Origin of the sequence: Paraburkholderia sp. RL17-337-BIB-A (assembly GCF_046025895.1) — a bacterium.
Taxonomy (GTDB): domain Bacteria; phylum Pseudomonadota; class Gammaproteobacteria; order Burkholderiales; family Burkholderiaceae; genus Paraburkholderia; species Paraburkholderia fungorum_C.
In genome coordinates this window covers 2,785,547-2,801,675 of sequence record NZ_JARESY010000001.1, presented here as the reverse complement: position 1 = coordinate 2,801,675, position 16,129 = coordinate 2,785,547, and the positions used below count along the sequence as shown (strand labels likewise).

11 protein-coding genes and 1 pseudogene are annotated in these 16,129 nt (G+C 65.0%); 6 read left to right on the top strand and 6 right to left on the bottom strand.

Going from position 1 to position 16,129, the window contains the following annotated elements; all coding sequences use genetic code 11:
* The first annotated feature begins 50 nt into the window (after window positions 1–50).
* Genes recC through P0D84_RS12570 form a run of 3 tightly spaced genes read left to right on the top strand, consistent with a single transcriptional unit; the run spans window position 51 to window position 9,429 of the window.
* A complete protein-coding gene (gene recC, locus P0D84_RS12580; RefSeq protein WP_408336783.1) occupies window positions 51–3,437 on the top strand; it encodes an exodeoxyribonuclease V subunit gamma in 3,387 nt (1,128 codons plus the stop codon).
* A complete protein-coding gene (gene recB / locus P0D84_RS12575) occupies window positions 3,434–7,126 on the top strand; it encodes an exodeoxyribonuclease V subunit beta (protein ID WP_408336781.1) in 3,693 nt (1,230 codons plus the stop codon). Before recC ends, recB begins: the two co-directional genes overlap by 4 nt.
* Window positions 7,123–9,429: an AAA family ATPase gene (locus tag P0D84_RS12570; RefSeq protein WP_408336780.1), complete on the top strand. Its 2,307-nt coding sequence runs from the start codon at window positions 7,123–7,125 to the stop codon at window positions 9,427–9,429. The genes recB and P0D84_RS12570 overlap by 4 nt, the downstream gene beginning before the upstream one ends.
* Window positions 9,430–9,597: 168 nt before the next feature.
* On the opposite strand, the gene P0D84_RS12565 is transcribed toward P0D84_RS12570, so the two are convergent.
* Window positions 9,598–10,239, bottom strand: a complete 642-nt coding sequence (locus P0D84_RS12565; RefSeq protein ID WP_408336778.1) for a VC0807 family protein — start codon at window positions 10,237–10,239, stop codon at window positions 9,598–9,600.
* A gap of 150 nt (window positions 10,240–10,389) precedes the next feature.
* Here P0D84_RS12565 and arfB point away from each other — a divergent pair, with 150 nt between their 5' ends.
* Window positions 10,390–10,794 carry an alternative ribosome rescue aminoacyl-tRNA hydrolase ArfB gene (gene arfB, locus P0D84_RS12560; protein ID WP_408336776.1) on the top strand — a complete coding sequence of 135 codons (405 nt, stop codon included), beginning with the start codon at window positions 10,390–10,392 and terminating at the stop codon, window positions 10,792–10,794.
* A 143-nt stretch (window positions 10,795–10,937) separates the two neighbouring features.
* On the opposite strand, the gene P0D84_RS12555 is transcribed toward arfB, so the two are convergent.
* On the bottom strand, window positions 10,938–12,233 hold the full coding sequence (locus P0D84_RS12555) for a sensor domain-containing phosphodiesterase (protein ID WP_408336774.1): 1,296 nt from the start codon (window positions 12,231–12,233) through the stop codon (window positions 10,938–10,940).
* 577 nt (window positions 12,234–12,810) lie between these two features.
* Between P0D84_RS12555 and P0D84_RS12550 the strand changes: the two are divergent.
* Window positions 12,811–13,099 (top strand): annotated as a pseudogene (locus P0D84_RS12550) (putative quinol monooxygenase).
* Between the two features lie 103 nt (window positions 13,100–13,202).
* On the opposite strand, the gene P0D84_RS12545 reads toward P0D84_RS12550, so the two are convergent.
* From P0D84_RS12545 to P0D84_RS12535, 3 genes are all read right to left on the bottom strand, one after another.
* The gene (locus P0D84_RS12545; protein WP_007182306.1) at window positions 13,203–13,460 is read right to left on the bottom strand and encodes a hypothetical protein; all 258 of its coding nucleotides are present in this window, start codon (window positions 13,458–13,460) and stop codon (window positions 13,203–13,205) included.
* 199 nt (window positions 13,461–13,659) lie between these two features.
* Window positions 13,660–13,899, bottom strand: a complete 240-nt coding sequence (locus P0D84_RS12540; RefSeq protein ID WP_179730880.1) for a hypothetical protein — start codon at window positions 13,897–13,899, stop codon at window positions 13,660–13,662.
* A gap of 246 nt (window positions 13,900–14,145) precedes the next feature.
* A complete protein-coding gene (locus P0D84_RS12535) occupies window positions 14,146–14,865 on the bottom strand; it encodes a YdcF family protein (protein ID WP_408336772.1) in 720 nt (239 codons plus the stop codon).
* Window positions 14,866–15,130: 265 nt separating this feature from the next.
* Between P0D84_RS12535 and P0D84_RS12530 the strand changes: the two genes are divergently transcribed.
* A complete protein-coding gene (locus P0D84_RS12530) occupies window positions 15,131–15,454 on the top strand; it encodes a hypothetical protein (protein WP_408336770.1) in 324 nt (107 codons plus the stop codon).
* A gap of 377 nt (window positions 15,455–15,831) precedes the next feature.
* Here the strand turns inward: P0D84_RS12530 and P0D84_RS12525 are convergent, their stop codons facing one another.
* A complete protein-coding gene (locus tag P0D84_RS12525; protein WP_408336768.1) occupies window positions 15,832–16,086 on the bottom strand; it encodes a hypothetical protein in 255 nt (84 codons plus the stop codon).
* Between the last annotated feature and the right edge of the window lie 43 nt (window positions 16,087–16,129).

Sequence of the window (16,129 nt, the reverse complement as noted above, 5' to 3'; positions counted from 1 at the left end):
TCTGTCGCGGCCCGGGCGTTCCGCTCGCGTCGCATGCTTCCCCGGAATCCATGCTCCAGCTCTTCTACTCGAACCGCTACGAAACCCTTGTCGGCGCGCTGCTCGACGACCTGGCACAAGCGCCGTCCGATCCCTGGACCGCGCAGCCCGTGATCGTCCCGAGCGCGGCGGTGCGGCGCCGGCTCGAGCTCGACATCGCGGCGCGCCAGGGCATTTGCGCGAATGTCAACTTTGGTTACCTCGCGCAGTGGCTGTGGGCGCAAATCGGTGGCGTGATCGAAGTGCCGAAGCATTCGCCGTTCGCGCCGGACCGGCTCGTCTGGCGCTGCTACCGGCTGCTGGGAGAGGCGGATGAAGGCCTGCCCTGGAACGCCTCGCCGCGTCTGCGCACTTATCTCGACGCGGCGGATGCGTCGATGCGCTACGAACTGGCGCGTCGCGTGGCCACGGTGCTCGACCACTATCTGACCTATCGCCCGGAATGGCTGCTGCAATGGCAAAAGGGCGGCTCGATCTTCGCGAGCGGTGCCGCGGAGGACAACGGTCCGCGTCTCGTCGGCGCAAGTGAAGCGGCGCGTGAGGACGAGCGTTGGCAAGCGGCATTGTGGCGCGCCGTGCTTGCCGAAGTGGCGCAAGTAGCAGGTAACGCGCAAACGCCCGCGGCCGCGTTGCCGCCTGCTTACCGCTTTCTCGAAGAAATCGGCACGCTCGATCTGGAAGCCATCTCGAATGCACAGTGGCCCGAGGCGGTCAGCGTGTTCGCACTGCCGACCATGCCGCCGCTGCACGTCGCGTTGCTGCGCGCGCTGTCGCGCTGGGTCGATGTGCGTCTCTACGTGATGAACCCGTGCCGCGAGTTCTGGTTCGACGTGGTCAGTGCCGGCCGCGTCGAAGCGCTCGATGTTGCGGGCCAGCTCGACTATCAGGAGGTGGGTCATCCGCTGCTCGCCGAGTGGGGCCGCCAGACTCAGGCGCAACTGCACATGCTGCATGAGCTGACCGAGAGCGCGGCATCGGGAGAGACGGGCGACTTCACTGGGAATCCGGAACCGAGCTGGCTCGCCGCCGTGCAGAACGGCATCCTCGATCTGATGAAGGAAACGGACGCGGACGAATTGCCGATCGAGAACGGCATCGAGGTCCATGTGTGTCACAGCCTCTCGCGGCAGCTCGAAGTGTTGCATGACCGCCTGCTCGGCTGGTTCGACGAGTTCGACGATCTGCAGCCGTCCGACGTGCTGGTTGCCGTGTCCGATCTCGCGGCCGCAGGCCCGCTGATCGATGCGGTGTTCGGCACCGCGCCTCCAGGCGACACTCGCCGCATCCCGTATCGGATCACTGGCTTACCGCCTTCGCAGGCCAATCCGGTTGCGCGTTTGCTGCTGGATTGGCTGGCGTTGCCCGAGCGTAGCGTGGGCGCGCCGGATCTGATCGAATGGCTGCGGGTCGATGCAATCGCCGCGCGTTACGGGATCGATGCCAGCGCCCTTGAAGCCGCGCAGGAATGGCTCGCGGCAGCTGGGGCGCGTCGAGGACTTACACCCGTCGAGCCGACGGGCGAAAACGTGCCTGTCGCGCGTCATACGTTCGCCGATGCGCTGACCCGTCTGTACCTTGGCTATGCAATGCCGGAAGGCGGCGAGCCGGTCGATGCGTGGTTGCCGGTCGAAGGCGCCGACGGTTCTGACGCGGAGTTGCTCGGACGCCTGTCGCGTTTCGTCGACGATATCGAGACATTCGCAGAGCGCTGCGGGATTGAGCAGACACCTGCCGAATGGACGCAACTGCTGCTCGAAACGCTCGCGCAGTGTTTCGACGGCGGCGTGGAGTTTGCCGACTCGCTGGCGGCGGTGCGCGACGCCATCGACAAGATGGGCGATGCGATGCAAGCGGGCGCAGAAGACGTCGTGCTGCCGGCCGCCGTAGTGCGCGGCGCGCTGACCGAAGCGCTCGACGACCCGGCGCGCGGCGGCGTGCCTTGGGGGAGCGTGACGTTTTCGTCGCTGACCAGCTTGCGCGGCTTGCCGTATCGCATTGTCTGCCTGCTCGGCATGGACGACGGCGTGTTGCCGAGTCTCGCCCGCGCCGACGAATTCGACCTGATGGCCGCGTTCGGTAAGGCCGGCGACCGGCAGCGCCGCGACGACGAACGCAATCTCTTCCTCGACCTGCTGCTGGCCGCGCGCGACCGGCTGTTCATCGCCTATACGGGCCGCAGCATTCGCGACAATGCGCCGTTGCCGCCGGCCGCGCTGGTCGACGAATTGCTCGATCACCTCGCGCAAGTGTCGGCGGGCGAAGGGGCGAGTCCCGCGGAGATCGAGGCCGCGCGGCATGCGTTCGTCATCGATCATCCGTTGCAGGCGTTCGCGTCGGACTATTTCTCGTCGCAACGAGGCCTCTTCACTTACGACGTGGATCGCGCGGAATTGGCCAGTTTGCTGGCCGCGCCGCAGCATCCGGCTGCCGCGCCGTTCTTCGATCAACCGTTGCCCGCCGAAGACGCGGCTCCCGTGGCGTTCGACGAATTCGTGCGCTTCTGGCGTCATCCCGCGCGCGCGTTGTTGCGCGACCGCCTGGGTATCGTGTTGTCGGATGCGCAGGGCGAATTGCTCGACACCGAGCCGTTCGAACTCGATTGGGCCGGTCGGGACGCCTTGGCGGAGCGGCTGTTGCCGGTACTGCTGGACAGCGGTACCGAAGACGACGACAGCATGTTCGAGCGCGTGCGCCGCGTCGCCGCGGCCAGTCCCGAACTGCCGGGCGGTGCGACCGGCGCGGTATGGCGCTCGCGCGAACTGGGCGCGCTGCGCCAACTCGCCGACAGCGTGCGGCGCGAGGTCGCTTCGGGCGTCGAGCGTTTGCCTTTCGTGCTGGATATCGTGCCGCGTTGGCCCCACAGCGCCGACATTGCCGATACGCTTTTCGGCTCGCATGACGCAGCACTGCGCAAAGCGGCCGAAACACCGTTGCAACTGCACGGCACCTTGAATTTGCTGACCGAAACAGGACAAGTGATTTTCCGCTACGCCAAACCTACTGCGCGCGACTATCTGTCGGCATGGCTTGCCCATCTGGTCTATTGCGCGGCGCAGCCGAACGGCCCGCGCCGCACGGTTTGGCATGGCAGCGGCGAGAGTTTCGAACTCACGCCGGTCGCCGCGCCGCTCGATGAACTGGCGCCGCTTGCCGCATTGTTCAGAGCCGGCCGCATGCTGCCGCTGCGTTTTTTCCCGAAGAGCGCCTGGGTGAAGGTCAGCGAGAGCGATTCCGCGGCGCAGGGCGTGTGGATCAATGATCGTGTGCGCGGCGAATCCGACGACCCGGCCTTGCGCATCGCGCTGCGCGGCACGCCGCTTACGCTCGACGAACCATTCGGCAGTCTTGCCTCAATCGTCTTCAAACCGCTCGTGCAGCATCTGCGGAGCGCGTCATGAGCGGCGCTATGCAGAATTACGCGCTGGTCGCGCAAGAGCTCGACGTGTTCGCCTGTTCGCTCGACGGCGTCAATCAGATCGAGGCGTCGGCCGGAACCGGCAAGACCTGGAACATCTGCGCGTTGTACGTGCGGCTGCTGCTCGAAAAGAACCTGAACGCCGATCAGATTCTTGTCGTCACCTTTACGAAGGCGGCAACCGCGGAATTGCACGAGCGGATTCGCGGACGGCTCGCGGAACTGGATCGGGCTATCGATACGAACGACGACGGCGGCGATCCGTTCGTCCGGCGTCTGTTTGAAACGACCCTTGCGCCGGAGCGCGGCATCGACCGCGAGACCGCGTTGAAAGTCGTACGCCGCGCGCTGCGCACGTTCGACCAGGCCGCGATTCACACGATTCACGCGTTCTGTCAGCGTGCCTTGCAGGAGGCGCCGTTCGCCGCGGCCATGCCGTTCGCCTTCGAAATGGAAGCCGACGACGCTGCCTTGCGCTTCGAAATGGCGGCTGATTTCTGGCGCGAGCAAGTGGAACCGGCGGCCTATGCGCATCCTGCTTTCGCTGCCTGGCTGGTGGCCAAACGCGCCGGTCCCGCGTCGCTCGATGAGCAACTCGCACGGCGCTTGAAGAAGCCGTTGGCGCAGTTGCGCTGGGGCAAGGTCGATGCGGGCGCGAGTGGCGCCGACCCGCAGGCGGGTTTCGATGCTGCCTGCGCAGTCTGGCAGGCGGAGCGCGACGCGATCGTGAGTCTGCTTGGACAAGCGCAAGACCGTTTGAGCAAGACCTCGCACAAGCCTGACCTCGTGAGCGCCGCGATTGCCGCGTGGAGCGACTACTTCGCCCAGGGCGATTGCCATGCGCCGCCGCCAAAGGCGGCCTTGAAGCTGACGGCCTCGGCGTTGAAGAAGGCCACCAAGGTCAAGTTCGAAGCGCCCGAGCATCCGTTCTTCGAGCACGCCGAAGCGCTGGCTGCGGCCGTGGTCGCGGCCGAGGCCGCGCAACGGGCGCGCTGGCTCGCGCTCGTCGAAGCCTGGCTCGACTACGCCCCCGCCGAATTGGTGGCGCGCAAACGCACGCGCCGGGTGGTGTCGTTCGACGACCTGCTGTCCAATCTTTATCGCGCGCTCGCTGCCAACCCCTGGCTCGCCGATGCGTTGCGCACGCGTTATCCGGCTGCGCTGATCGACGAGTTTCAGGATACCGATCCGTTGCAGTTCGCGATCTTCAGCCGTATCTTCGCGCCGGCCGGTCCGCTGTTTCTGGTCGGCGATCCGAAGCAGGCGATCTACAGTTTCCGCGCGGCGGATCTGCATACCTATCTGGCGGCGCGCGCGGCGGCTTCGGCGTGCTACACGCTTGCGGTCAATCAGCGTTCGACCGCGCCGATCGTCGAGGCTTGCAACCGGCTGTTCGAAGCCAATCCCCTGGCGTTCGTGCTCGACGGTCTCGACTATCAGCCGGTGCGGGCTGGCGAGCGGCGTCGTCCGCCTTTCTCCGAACCCGATGCAAGCGCGGGTGACTTCCGCATCTGGACTTTGCCGCAAGGTGACGCCGCGTTGACCAAACGCGAAGCGCAGCGCGCGGCAAGCGAAGCCTGCGCCGCCGAGATCGTGCGACTCCTGCGCGGTGCGCGCGAAGGGTCGGTGACGATCGGCGACGCACCGCTTGCGCCGGGCAATATCGCGGTACTGGTGCAAACGCATAAGCAGGGCAGCCTGATCAAGCGTGTGCTGGCGTCGTGGGGCGTCGGCAGCGTGGAACTGGCGCAGGCCTCGGTGTTCGCGACGCTCGACGCCGAGCAGATCGAACGCGTGCTGGCCGCGGTCGATACGCCGGGCGATCTGCGTCGATTGCGCGCCGCGCTCGCGACCGACTGGCTCGGCCTCGACGCCGCCGCGTTGTGGCGCCTCGAGCAAGTCGCCGATGCGCCGGCGCCGGCCGACGATCCCGCCCATGCCGCCGACGCGATGGGGTGGGTCGAACGTTTTTCACGCTATCGCACGCTCTGGCACGAACGCGGCTTCGCCTTGATGTGGCGCACGTTGATGCGCGAGCTGCGCGTCGCACAGCGTCTGGTAGCCGGGCCTGACGGCGAGCGTCGTCTGACGAACGTGAATCATCTGGCCGAACTCGTGCAGGCGCGTGCCGCCACGCAACCCGGCATCGCGCCGACGTTGCGCTGGCTCGCCGCGCAACGCACGCAAGGCGGTGGCGAAGACGCGCAGTTGCGGCTCGAGTCGGATCGCAACCTCGTGCAGATCGTCACCGTCCACAAATCGAAGGGGCTGGAATATGCGGTTGTGTTCTGTCCGTTTCTGAACGACGGTGCGCTGCGCGAGCCGCCGTCCTCCGGCTTGCCCGATGCGCGCGAATATCACGACGAAACGGGTGAGGCCGTGCTGCACTACGGTTGCGATGACGACGAAGCCGAACACGCGTCACGTTACGCGGCGCGCGAGCAGGCGGCGGAGCGGGCACGGCTTGTGTACGTGGCGCTGACGCGCGCGGTGTATCGCTGCTATCTGGTTGCCGGTACTTATCTTTCGTCGCGCTCCACCAGGGAGTCGCGCCGCAGCGTGCTGAACTGGCTGGTGGGCGGCGGCGGTCATAGCTTCGGCGACTGGCTCACCGATCCACCCGACGAAGCCGCGTTGTCCGAGCGATGGCGCGCGCTGGCGGGCGGCCCGATCACGTTGCAGGCGTTGCCGAAAGTAGAGCGTCGCGTACCGCTAGAAAGCCTCCAGGATAGCGGCACGCGGATGCAGGCGCGCGCCAATCGGCGGCCGTTGCGCGATCAGTGGCGCATGGCGAGCTTCAGCGGCCTGATCGCCGCCGGCAGCAAAGCCGAAGAGTCGCATACCGCGGTGGAAGAAGTGCGCCCCGATCACGACGAGATCGCCGATGCGCTCGCGCCTACGCCTTTTCCGATGCCGCAAGCGCCGTCCTACGCCGAGGACGATATCCTGGCGTTCCCCCGTGGCGCGGCGGCGGGCGACTGTCTGCATCGCATGTTCGAACTCGCGGATTTCACCGCTCCGCATACGTGGGCAGATGCCATCCGGGGCGCGTTGCGCGAGCGCCCGGCGCCGGCTGTGCCCGAACTCGCGGCGCGTTTGCCCGCCATGATGCATAACCTGATCGCGGACGTTGTGACTACCGATCTCATGCCCGGCATGGCGCTCGCCAGGTTGAATCCGCGGCGGCGCCTGAATGAACTTGAGTTTCTGTTTGCCGCGCCTTCGCTCGATTTTCCGGCGTTGCGCGAGCTGCTGATCGAACACGGCTATCCCGACGTCGCGCTGGAACCTGGCGTGTTGCGCGGTTTCGTCAAAGGATTTATCGACATGATCGTCGAGCACGACGGCCGTTTCTGGATCGTCGACTGGAAGTCGAATCATCTGGGCGACACCGCCGCCGACTACGCCGCGGCGCCGCTCGAAGCGGCCATGGCGAGCCATGCGTATCACCTGCAGGCGCTGCTCTATACGGTGGCGTTGCATCGCTATCTGAAAACGCGGGTGCGCGATTATGCGTACGAGACGCACATCGGCGGCTATCTCTATCTGTTCGTGCGCGGCGTTCGTCCGCAGTGGCGCGATGCCGATGGGCCGGCGGGCGTGCACATGCGGCGGCCCGCATTCGAACTGGTGGCGCTGCTCGATGCGGCGATGATCGGAGGTGTCGCATGAGCACGTTCGAGCGGATCTCTTCCGCGCCGCCGGAGCTCGACGACATCGGCGTGAATTTACCCGCGCCGGCCGATTTCAGTACCGCGCTGGCCGAAGGGTTCGCGCGTCGCATCGGCACGCTGGCGCGGCGTGGCGGTGCGTCGGGGGAGGCGGTGAAGTGGGCGGCGCGGGCCGCCTTCGCCGCGAGCCGCGCGACTGCCGAAGGGCATGTGTGCTTGCCGCTTGCTGTGCTGGCGCGACGCTTCGATGCATCGAGCGCGCAAGTGCGCGCGGCGCTGTTCGCAAGCGGCATGGCGAGCGACGGTTCGCCGAGCGCGGCGGCGTTGCGGCCGTTGGTGATCGATGGACAAGGGCGACTGTATCTCGCGCGCTACTACGACTATGAGCGGCGTCTTGCGCGCTCGCTGGTTGCACATGCGGGCGGGGGGGCTGGCGCGGGTGGATCGGCAGAGACACAGGCAGATGCTGACGAGGGTGGCGATGCCAATGGCAGCGCCGCTTCTCGTGTGGGTGCAGATGTGACTACAGGCGCAGCAGCAGATGTTGGAGCGGGTGCGGATGCAGGAGCAGGAGCAGGAGCAGGAGCAGGAGCAGGAGCAGGAGCAGGGGCGGATCCAGATGCAGATGCAGATGCAAATGCGGACACTACCGCCCAAACACTACACGCGCGTCTGCTGCGTTATTTCGGACCGCCGCAGGACGACGAGGTCGACTGGCAACGTGTCGCGGCAGTCATGGCGCTGTCCGGGCGCTTGACCATCGTCAGCGGCGGCCCGGGTACCGGCAAGACGACGACGGTGGTCGGTGTGCTCGCCTGTTTGCTGGATGCGCGTCCCGATCTGCGGATCGCATTGGCGGCGCCCACCGGCAAAGCGGCGCAACGCATGCAGGAAGCCTTGCTCGCCCGTGCCGGCGATTTGCCGCCCGAACTCGCCGCGCGCTTGCCGCGGACGTCGTACACCTTGCATCGGTTGCTCGGTTCGGGGCCGGGCGGGCGCTTCCGGCATCATCGCGACAATCCGCTGCCTTATGACGTCGTCGTGATCGACGAGGCGTCGATGATCGACGTTGCGATGGCGGCGCACCTTCTCGATGCCATTGCGCCGCAGACGCGTCTCGTGATGCTCGGTGACAAGGACCAGCTTGCCGCCGTCGAGGCCGGTGCGGTGTTCGCCGAGCTCAGCGCGCGGCCTGCCTTTACGCCGAACGGACTGCAGCGGATCGCCGCGGCGCTTGGCATTGAAGCGGCGCGGTTGTCGCAGGCATTGCCGGACGCGTCGAGCGGCTTTGACGAAGGGCATGACGATCGTTTCGTATATACACATGCCCCGGGTGATTTCGATACCCGCCCCGGCGACTTGTTCGCGGATGCCTATGCGGGCGGCGTCTTCGATGGACTGCCCGGGGACGATCTGTTCGCGAGTGGTACGGTGCCCGCTGCCGGAGCGCCACAGCCTTCATCTTCATCGGTTCAAAACCCGCTCGCCGACTGCGTCGTCTGGCTCGAGCGTAACTATCGATTCGGCCTCGAATCGCCGATTGGCCGCTTGTCGCTCGCGATTCGCAATGGCGCGGCCGCCGCGGCGCTGGACGTCTTGCGCATCGACCCTGGCGAGCCCTGCGCAGCGGCGCTGCACGAAGACACGCATGCGACGCTTGCCGATCGCACGGTCGCGCGGCTTGCCGCGGGTTTTGCACCGTACGCGGATGCGCTTGCCGAAGCGCTAGCCGTCGATACGCCAGACCCAGCGCCGCTTTTCGATGCGCTGAACCGTTTTCGAATTCTGTGCGCGACCCGTTCGGGGCCGCGCGGCGTCGATCAGGTGAATGCCGCGATGGCCACGCAGGTGCGGCGCTCGGCGGGCGTGACGCTGGCTGTAGGCGCGCAATGGTTCGCCGGACGCCCCGTCATGGTCACGCGCAACGATTACGCGCTCGGTCTGTTCAACGGCGACATCGGCATCGCGCTGCCGGGCGCGGGCGGCGCGTTGCGGGTGTATTTCCGTACTGGCGACGGCGGTCTGCGTGCCGTATCGCCAGCGGCGCTGCCGCCGCACGACACGGCATTCGCGCTCACGGTTCATAAGTCGCAAGGCTCGGAATTTCAGCATGCGGTGCTGATGTTGCCGTCGGTGTTCAGCCGCGTGCTGTCGCGTGAGCTTGTGTACACGGCAATTACCCGCGCGCGTGAGCGGGTGGAAGTGATCGGCGCGCGCGCGGTGCTGGCGCAGGCCATTGAGACGCCGACGCAGCGTGATTCGGGGTTGGCCGCGCGGATTGGCGAGGCGTGGCGCGTCGCTTAGTGGGTGGCGTGGGGGACGGGCATATTCACCACTGGCCTGCCTGCTTAAGGCGCTCTGGCGGTCGAGCGGCTTGGAGAATCAGGCAGAACAGGCAGAACAGGCAGAACAGGCAGAACAGGCAGAACAGGCAGAACAATCGAGTGACCGCTTCCGGGCGTCCAGCCGAGCTCAGCCCGCGATCCCGCCTGGCTGCACGTGCGCCTCGACCCGGCTGCGCATGGTCTTTCGATACCACAGCGTCCACAGCGTCAGGGCGCCGTAAATGCCATAGCCGATGAGTGGCGACACCACGAGGAAGCGCTCGATCGGCCAGGTCAGCGCCATCCATGCGCGTAGCGCCGTCTCGCCGGTCAGGCCGACGCCCCATACCAGGGTCATGAGTCGCATCGCACCGACGAGAGCAGGCCGCGCGCGCCACAGCGCTTCGAAGCGCTCGGCACCGCCTTCCATTTCACGGGCGACGGTGGCGCGCGCGAGATAGAAGATCAGCGGGCGGCGCATCGGCAGCGACAGCAGAAACACCACGCCCACCGCGCCGGACACTAGCGACTCTCGCAGCAACAGCATGCGGGGACTGCCGCCCACCGCCATCGCCGCGACCGACAGCACGATGCCCGCCACGACCATCACGCTGAGCGCGTCGACGCGTCGAAAGCGCAGCAACTCGATCAGGCTCCAGACGATCGGCGGCACGGCGGACGCGATCAGCGCACCGGTCTCGCCCAGGTGCGGCAGCGCGAGGCGGTAAGCCAGCCACGGCAGCAGAAAGTTGACGGCCAGTTCCAGCACAAAACCCGGACGGAGCTTCATATGAATTTACGCCGTAAGCGAAAACGGCAGTATCGGTGAACCGGCTGCGCCGATGCAAATGGTTTTCGCCTCGGTGGCCGCGCCCGGCAGTTCGTAGTCTGCAATCGGCTGCGCCCTGTGTACACTTGCGTCTCCATGCTCAATCCCGTCATGACATCCCGTTATTCCATCCCGCCGAATGAAATCGAATTGACCGCAGTGCGCGCGCAAGGAGCGGGCGGTCAGAACGTCAATAAGGTCTCGAGTGCTATCCATCTGCGTTTCGACGTGCAGGCTTCGTCGTTACCGGACGTGCTGAAGATGCGCCTGCTCGCGCTGTCCGATCATCGGCTCACGCGAGACGGGGTGGTGATCATCAAGGCGCAGGAGCATCGCACTCAGGAGATGAACCGCGCGGCGGCGTTGGCGCGGCTGGATGAACTGATCGAAAGCGTCAGCGTGACGCGCAAACCGCGCGTCGCGACCCGGCCGACGCGCGCATCGAATCGGCGGCGCCTCGACAGCAAGGCCAGGCGCGGTGAGATCAAATCCGGCCGCGGGCGCGTAGAGGATTAAGGGAGGGGCCGAGGCGCCAAATCTCGGAAACGGCGGAAAAGCGCCGCTGGGAGTGCGCGCTGACGCAGCGATGCGCTTAGGGTCGCCTTAAAGTTTCGCGATAGCGCCGGAGCACGGGCACTCCAGCCAACAGCCATTCCCGTTCAGCGTTTGCTCCCGCGCGCGCCCGCACGTGCATCGGCTGGCGACGTCGTCGGCACGAAATCGACGCAAAGCACATGCATGCCGTCACGCTCGAAGGCAAGTGCCGCGGTGTAGCAGTCCTGACCGTCCGCCAGCGAATAGTGCGGCCCCATCATGGCGACGCGCCCCGGTGCGGCAAGCGCATGCTTGAAATACGCACGCCGCGACCAGTTACTGTGCGTGTCGGTGTAGAGCGGCGCGAGCCGCAGCGGCGGAGGCGGCACCGCGGCGGCGGTCACGGACGCCTGAGTCTGTTCGCCTTGGCCGTCAGTGATGAATACCCGGCGCGCTTCGGGCAGATGCCAGATCTTTTGCGCCGCCTGCCGTAGATCGCCGGTTGCCTTGAAGGTGTCGGCAGCGGCGAGCACGGCTTCGGCGAACCCTTCGAAGCCGAGCCGCTGGTGGCCGGCATGCGCGCGTTCATAGGCGGCGAACTTGGTCCACATCGACTCGATCAGCGCCGGTACTTTGGCGCACGCGGCCTGCACCGAGCTCTTCGGCTGGCCGAGCCAGAAACCCTGCACGAAATCGACGTCGGCCTGCATCAGAATCATCAACTCTTCGTCGGTCTCGACGCCTTCGGCCAGCACCAGCGTGCCGGACTGATGAAGCATCGCGATCAGATGGCTGATCATCGAATCGTCGCCTTCGCGCTTGCCCGCACGCGCGACCAGCGAGCGGTCGAGTTTCACGATGTCGGGGCGAAAGCGCCACACCCGGTCGAAGTTCGAAAAACCGGTGCCGAAGTCGTCGATCGCAATCAGGAAATCGCGTGGCTGCGACGCCGCGAGCATGCTGGCGACGGCGGATTCATCGTCGGCGGGTTGTTCGAGTACTTCGATGACGATGCGCTCCTGCGGCAGGCCAAAATGCGCCGAGAGTTCGTCGATGAAGGTGCGCTGCGGCCAGCCGGTTTCGAATACCTGCGGACGCGTATTCAGAAACAGCCAGCCAGTGCCGATGCCTTGTTCCATGAAATTCGCCACGTGCAGGCAGCGTGCGATGCGGTCGAGTTCGCGCGCGTCGGCGGCCGAGCGGGTGCCGGAAAAGAGCACTTCCGGCGAGACCGGCAAGCCGACCGGGTCGAACGCGCGCAGCAAGCCCTCGTAACCGACCACGCACTGATGCGTGACGGACAGCACCGGCTGGAACACGCTATGCAGGGTCAGCGCGCGCCACGTCGCGGTCCAGCCGGACTCGTCACGGACCAGATGCGGGAGCAGGCCGCTCAGGGTCAATTCTCTGACAGTCGGCATAAGGGCAGGCATGAGTGCGGGCATGGTGACATCGCGGCAAACGGGTGACGGGGCGCGCAAACAGATTCGGCGCGCAACGGATGCACAGCCCAGGCGGCGGCAGGGTGAGGCGGGCACAGCCCGGAAACGCGGAGAGCAATGCCAGCCATGCTGGACTCCGGCGGAATTAGTCAAAACCAGTCTAGCAGTTCGCACTTCGCATGAATGTGCGGGTTATCACAAACGCGGGACGTGGCGAGGTGCCCGGCAAAGCGGCTACAGTGGGGCAGCCAGCCTCAATGTCGCGCGCGTCGCGTGTGGAGTCGCGCCCGCCTTCGACTACCCTCACGGGCAAGCCCGACTGTTTTAAACGCAATCAATCGCGACGTATGAAGCCGAGGGTAGCAGGGCGGTGAGTGGCCGCCCGCCAAACTCCAGGCAAGGACGGTGCTCAGACGTTTCGCGTGCGCGCACCTTTCGTCAGACCAGCTCAACCGCGGCCGCGCGAGCCTGCTCTGCTCGGCGCACGCGCTTGCCTACAAGTTTGGCGGGCGACGACGGTATGCTGCCGCTTTTCGTGAATAAACAGCGGACAGGCATGGCGGAAATCGCGGTGGTCGCAATCTCGGTGGCAAAGCCGGGCTATGAAGAGCAACCGCGAAGCGCTCGAAGGCATCGTCGGGCCGACGCGCAAGGAGCAGGGTGCGCTTCAAGACGATCTGCATCGCGACGTGCAGGAGCCGCGCAGGTTCGTGTTTGTCGAACGTTGGGAAAGCCAGGAAGCGCTGGCGGCGCATGCCGGATCCGCGCACATTGCGGCTTAAGGAAAGCGGTGGCGGATTGGGGGCGAACACGCGGAAATTCGCGTCGTGTCGAAGATCGCGTGAGCGTTCAGGGCGAATCGCCGGGCCGAAAAATCCGGGCCGAACGAACCACGACGAGTGAACTGCCAGGCCGGATCCGGCCTGCGCGGCACTCGTCGTTTTATCTTCAGTGCGTGGCTTGCGGGACGTCGAGAATCAGGATGATCGTCCAGTCGGCATCGCCGTCGTGGTGATACTGTCGCTCCGCGACGATGAACGGTTGCTGCTTGCCGTCCGGGCCGAGAAACAGCACGTCGCCTTCCATCGGCAGGCACTCGACGGGCGGCAGCGCGAGAAACGCTTCCTGACCGCCGCGCGGCATCAGTTTTTCGATTTTGCGAGATGCTGCTTCAGTCCATTCGATATCTAGCTGGATGTTGCTCATGCTGTCCTCCGCACCAAGGTGCGCATAGGTTAGGGGGAGTCCGGCCGGGCGCCGGTCGGTGCGCGACTTTAGCATAACGTCAGCCGGGCGCAGCGGGCCTGTAGCAAGTCCATTAGACGACAAAAAAGCCGAAACCGGCGGTGCCGGCTTCGGCTTTTCACCTTCGCGGCGTGGCCGCGGGGTGATGCTGTCACTGCGCTTACGAACTGGCGGCCATCGGCTTGGCAGCCTTCTTGTGGTGCGGGGCCATCTTGTGATGTTTTTCCGGCATAGGCGCGCTTTGCATTGCTTGCTGGCGGTTTTGCAAATCTTGCGCACGCTGTTCGACGTCGGCGGCCTTGGCCGGATCGGTGCTCATCATGACGCCGTTGTCCTGCGCATAGGCCGCGCCCGTTACGGCACTGAGGGAAACCAGGATCGCCAGGGACACTTTCTTCATTGTTACCTCCGCAGAGTGGTGGTGGACCCGAGTACTTGCCTGTCCAATCGGAAAGACAATGCATTCTAGCCAGCAATATCCGCTCCAGCGGACGTTTTGTAACGGTAATGACAAATCGTTACATCTTGTTACGTCCGCCCCACAGTCACTGTCGATAGCGGTCTCGGATCAAGCATGACTAATGTGTTGCCGACATGAAGAATATTCGCATCTCTAAATAAATTGCCACAGCACGGCGAGTGAGATTCAGAACCATCCGATTGCACGATAGACATGAAATTGTGCGATTCCAATCAGTTCGTGCAGCGCAATTTCAGCACTCACCAGATTGTCATAGCGCGGCAGTACACCGAGACGTGCGCGGCGCGCGCTCGAGATCAAGGGCTGCGGCGCGAGGCCGAACCGATGGAAGTCCAGCAAGGCGCGCGGCATCTGGTAAGCGGAGGTCACGAGGATCAGGGAATCGTAACGTGATCGGTCGAGAATCGCCGAGACGTTGCGCGCGTTCTCGTAAGTCGTGCGGCTGCTGTTTTCCAGCACGATGTCCGCACGCGGCACCTGTTTGCGCAGCAGGTACGGCAGATAGGTGTCGGCCTCGGATGCGCTATGCCGCTGCGGATTGCCACCGCTCACGATCACCTGACACGTGGCTGCCGTGCGCTTGCACGCCGCATAGTTTTCCGCGCTCACCGCGATGCGCGCAAGCACGTCACGCGGTGGCACCAGCACATCGTCGTCGTCGTAGATGGTGCCGCCACCGAGCATGATGATCGCGGTGCGCGGCGCGAAGCTGGCCGGCGAGTCAGTCTGCCGATGCGGCTGCGCCAATTCGAGCAATGGAGCAGTCAGCCAGCCGGCCGCGAGCAGCCAGAACAGGGCGATCGTGCAAATCGCCAAGGGTCGGCGGGCGCGTTTCCATAGCACGATTGCTGCAAAAAAAAGCGCTAATAAAGTGAATAGAATCAATTTAAATGGGGTAACGTATGACTTTCGGGATAAATCTACGGGCTTGCTATCGCGCCGCAGCGGTTGCATCGTCGGCCCGTGGACAGAACGCTAACATGCCGTTCAGACGGGGGTTCCGAAACCAGACCAGGCAGCACCTGGCGGAATTCGGCTGTATGTCAGACAGCCAGCTTCCAGCCAAGGGCGGGTGCCAGGCGCGTCACTGGTGGCGCGGTGACGTGTTGGGCATAGATGTGTCATAGCTGCACTTTAAGAAAGAAGTGAGATGACCACGTATTCCAACGAAGCGGTACTTGAAGCGCTGCGGCGGGCGCAATATCGCCAGGTCCCATGGGCCAGACGGCCGGGTGTTTTCCAGTATCTTCGCGCGTTAGGCCTGATGGACACCGTTCGGCAGCGCACCGTCGCGCCGGCTCCGGGTTTTCACGCGCCTGTCGATATCGCCGTGCTCACCGAGCGTGGCAGAGCAGAGTTCGCGAGGCTCGCGCACGACGAAGGCCTGTTGACCTGGAGCGCGCAGCGAATGAACGACTACGTCGTCGCCACAGCCGAAACGCGGCCCACAGCCGCTCTCGAAGCCCGGCCTTAGGAACGGCTGGCTGGCGTTGCTTTTCCGGCCGCTTGACGCGGCTGGCAGTGATTTTATTGCTCCGCCTGATGGCTCAGCTTAGGCACGTGCGTGCAATGCGCGGGCTGTCCACTCGTTGTAGCGAACAAGCAAAAAAAAAGCCCGTATCGCGAGGATACGGGCGTACCGGAATTACTACTGCCACGCTGTGCTAATGGCGTTAAATCAGACTGGCGCAGCGCCAGGTGGTTCCCCGGTCGTTCAATTCCGCATGCTTCGCATTCCTCCGCTCTTGCGCTGTGCGCAAGCTGTGGCAGCCAATAGCGGCCATTTGCAATACACGCGATTTAGAACACGGTCCGAACGCGCCCAACGCGCCAGTGGCGCGTCGTTACATGCTATTGCCGGCGCGTGGGACTTTCGCGCGGCGGTTCCGGCCGTGTGCGGACATTGCTGGCAATATCGCCGCGCAGATCGCCGCGCGGCGCCGGCGGCGTGAAGCCGCGGCCGCGTGTTTCGCTTTGCTGCCAGGCTTCAGCGTTGGCCGTATGATCCGGCCGCCAGTTCCAGCCTTGGGGGCGCTGCTGTGCGAGCGCCGGTGCGGCCATTGATGAAACGACAATGCCGCACAGAAGCAGTGACATTGGTTTCATGCTGAGCTCCCGTCAAGCCCATCGACTCAAGGCCTGTTTGCAT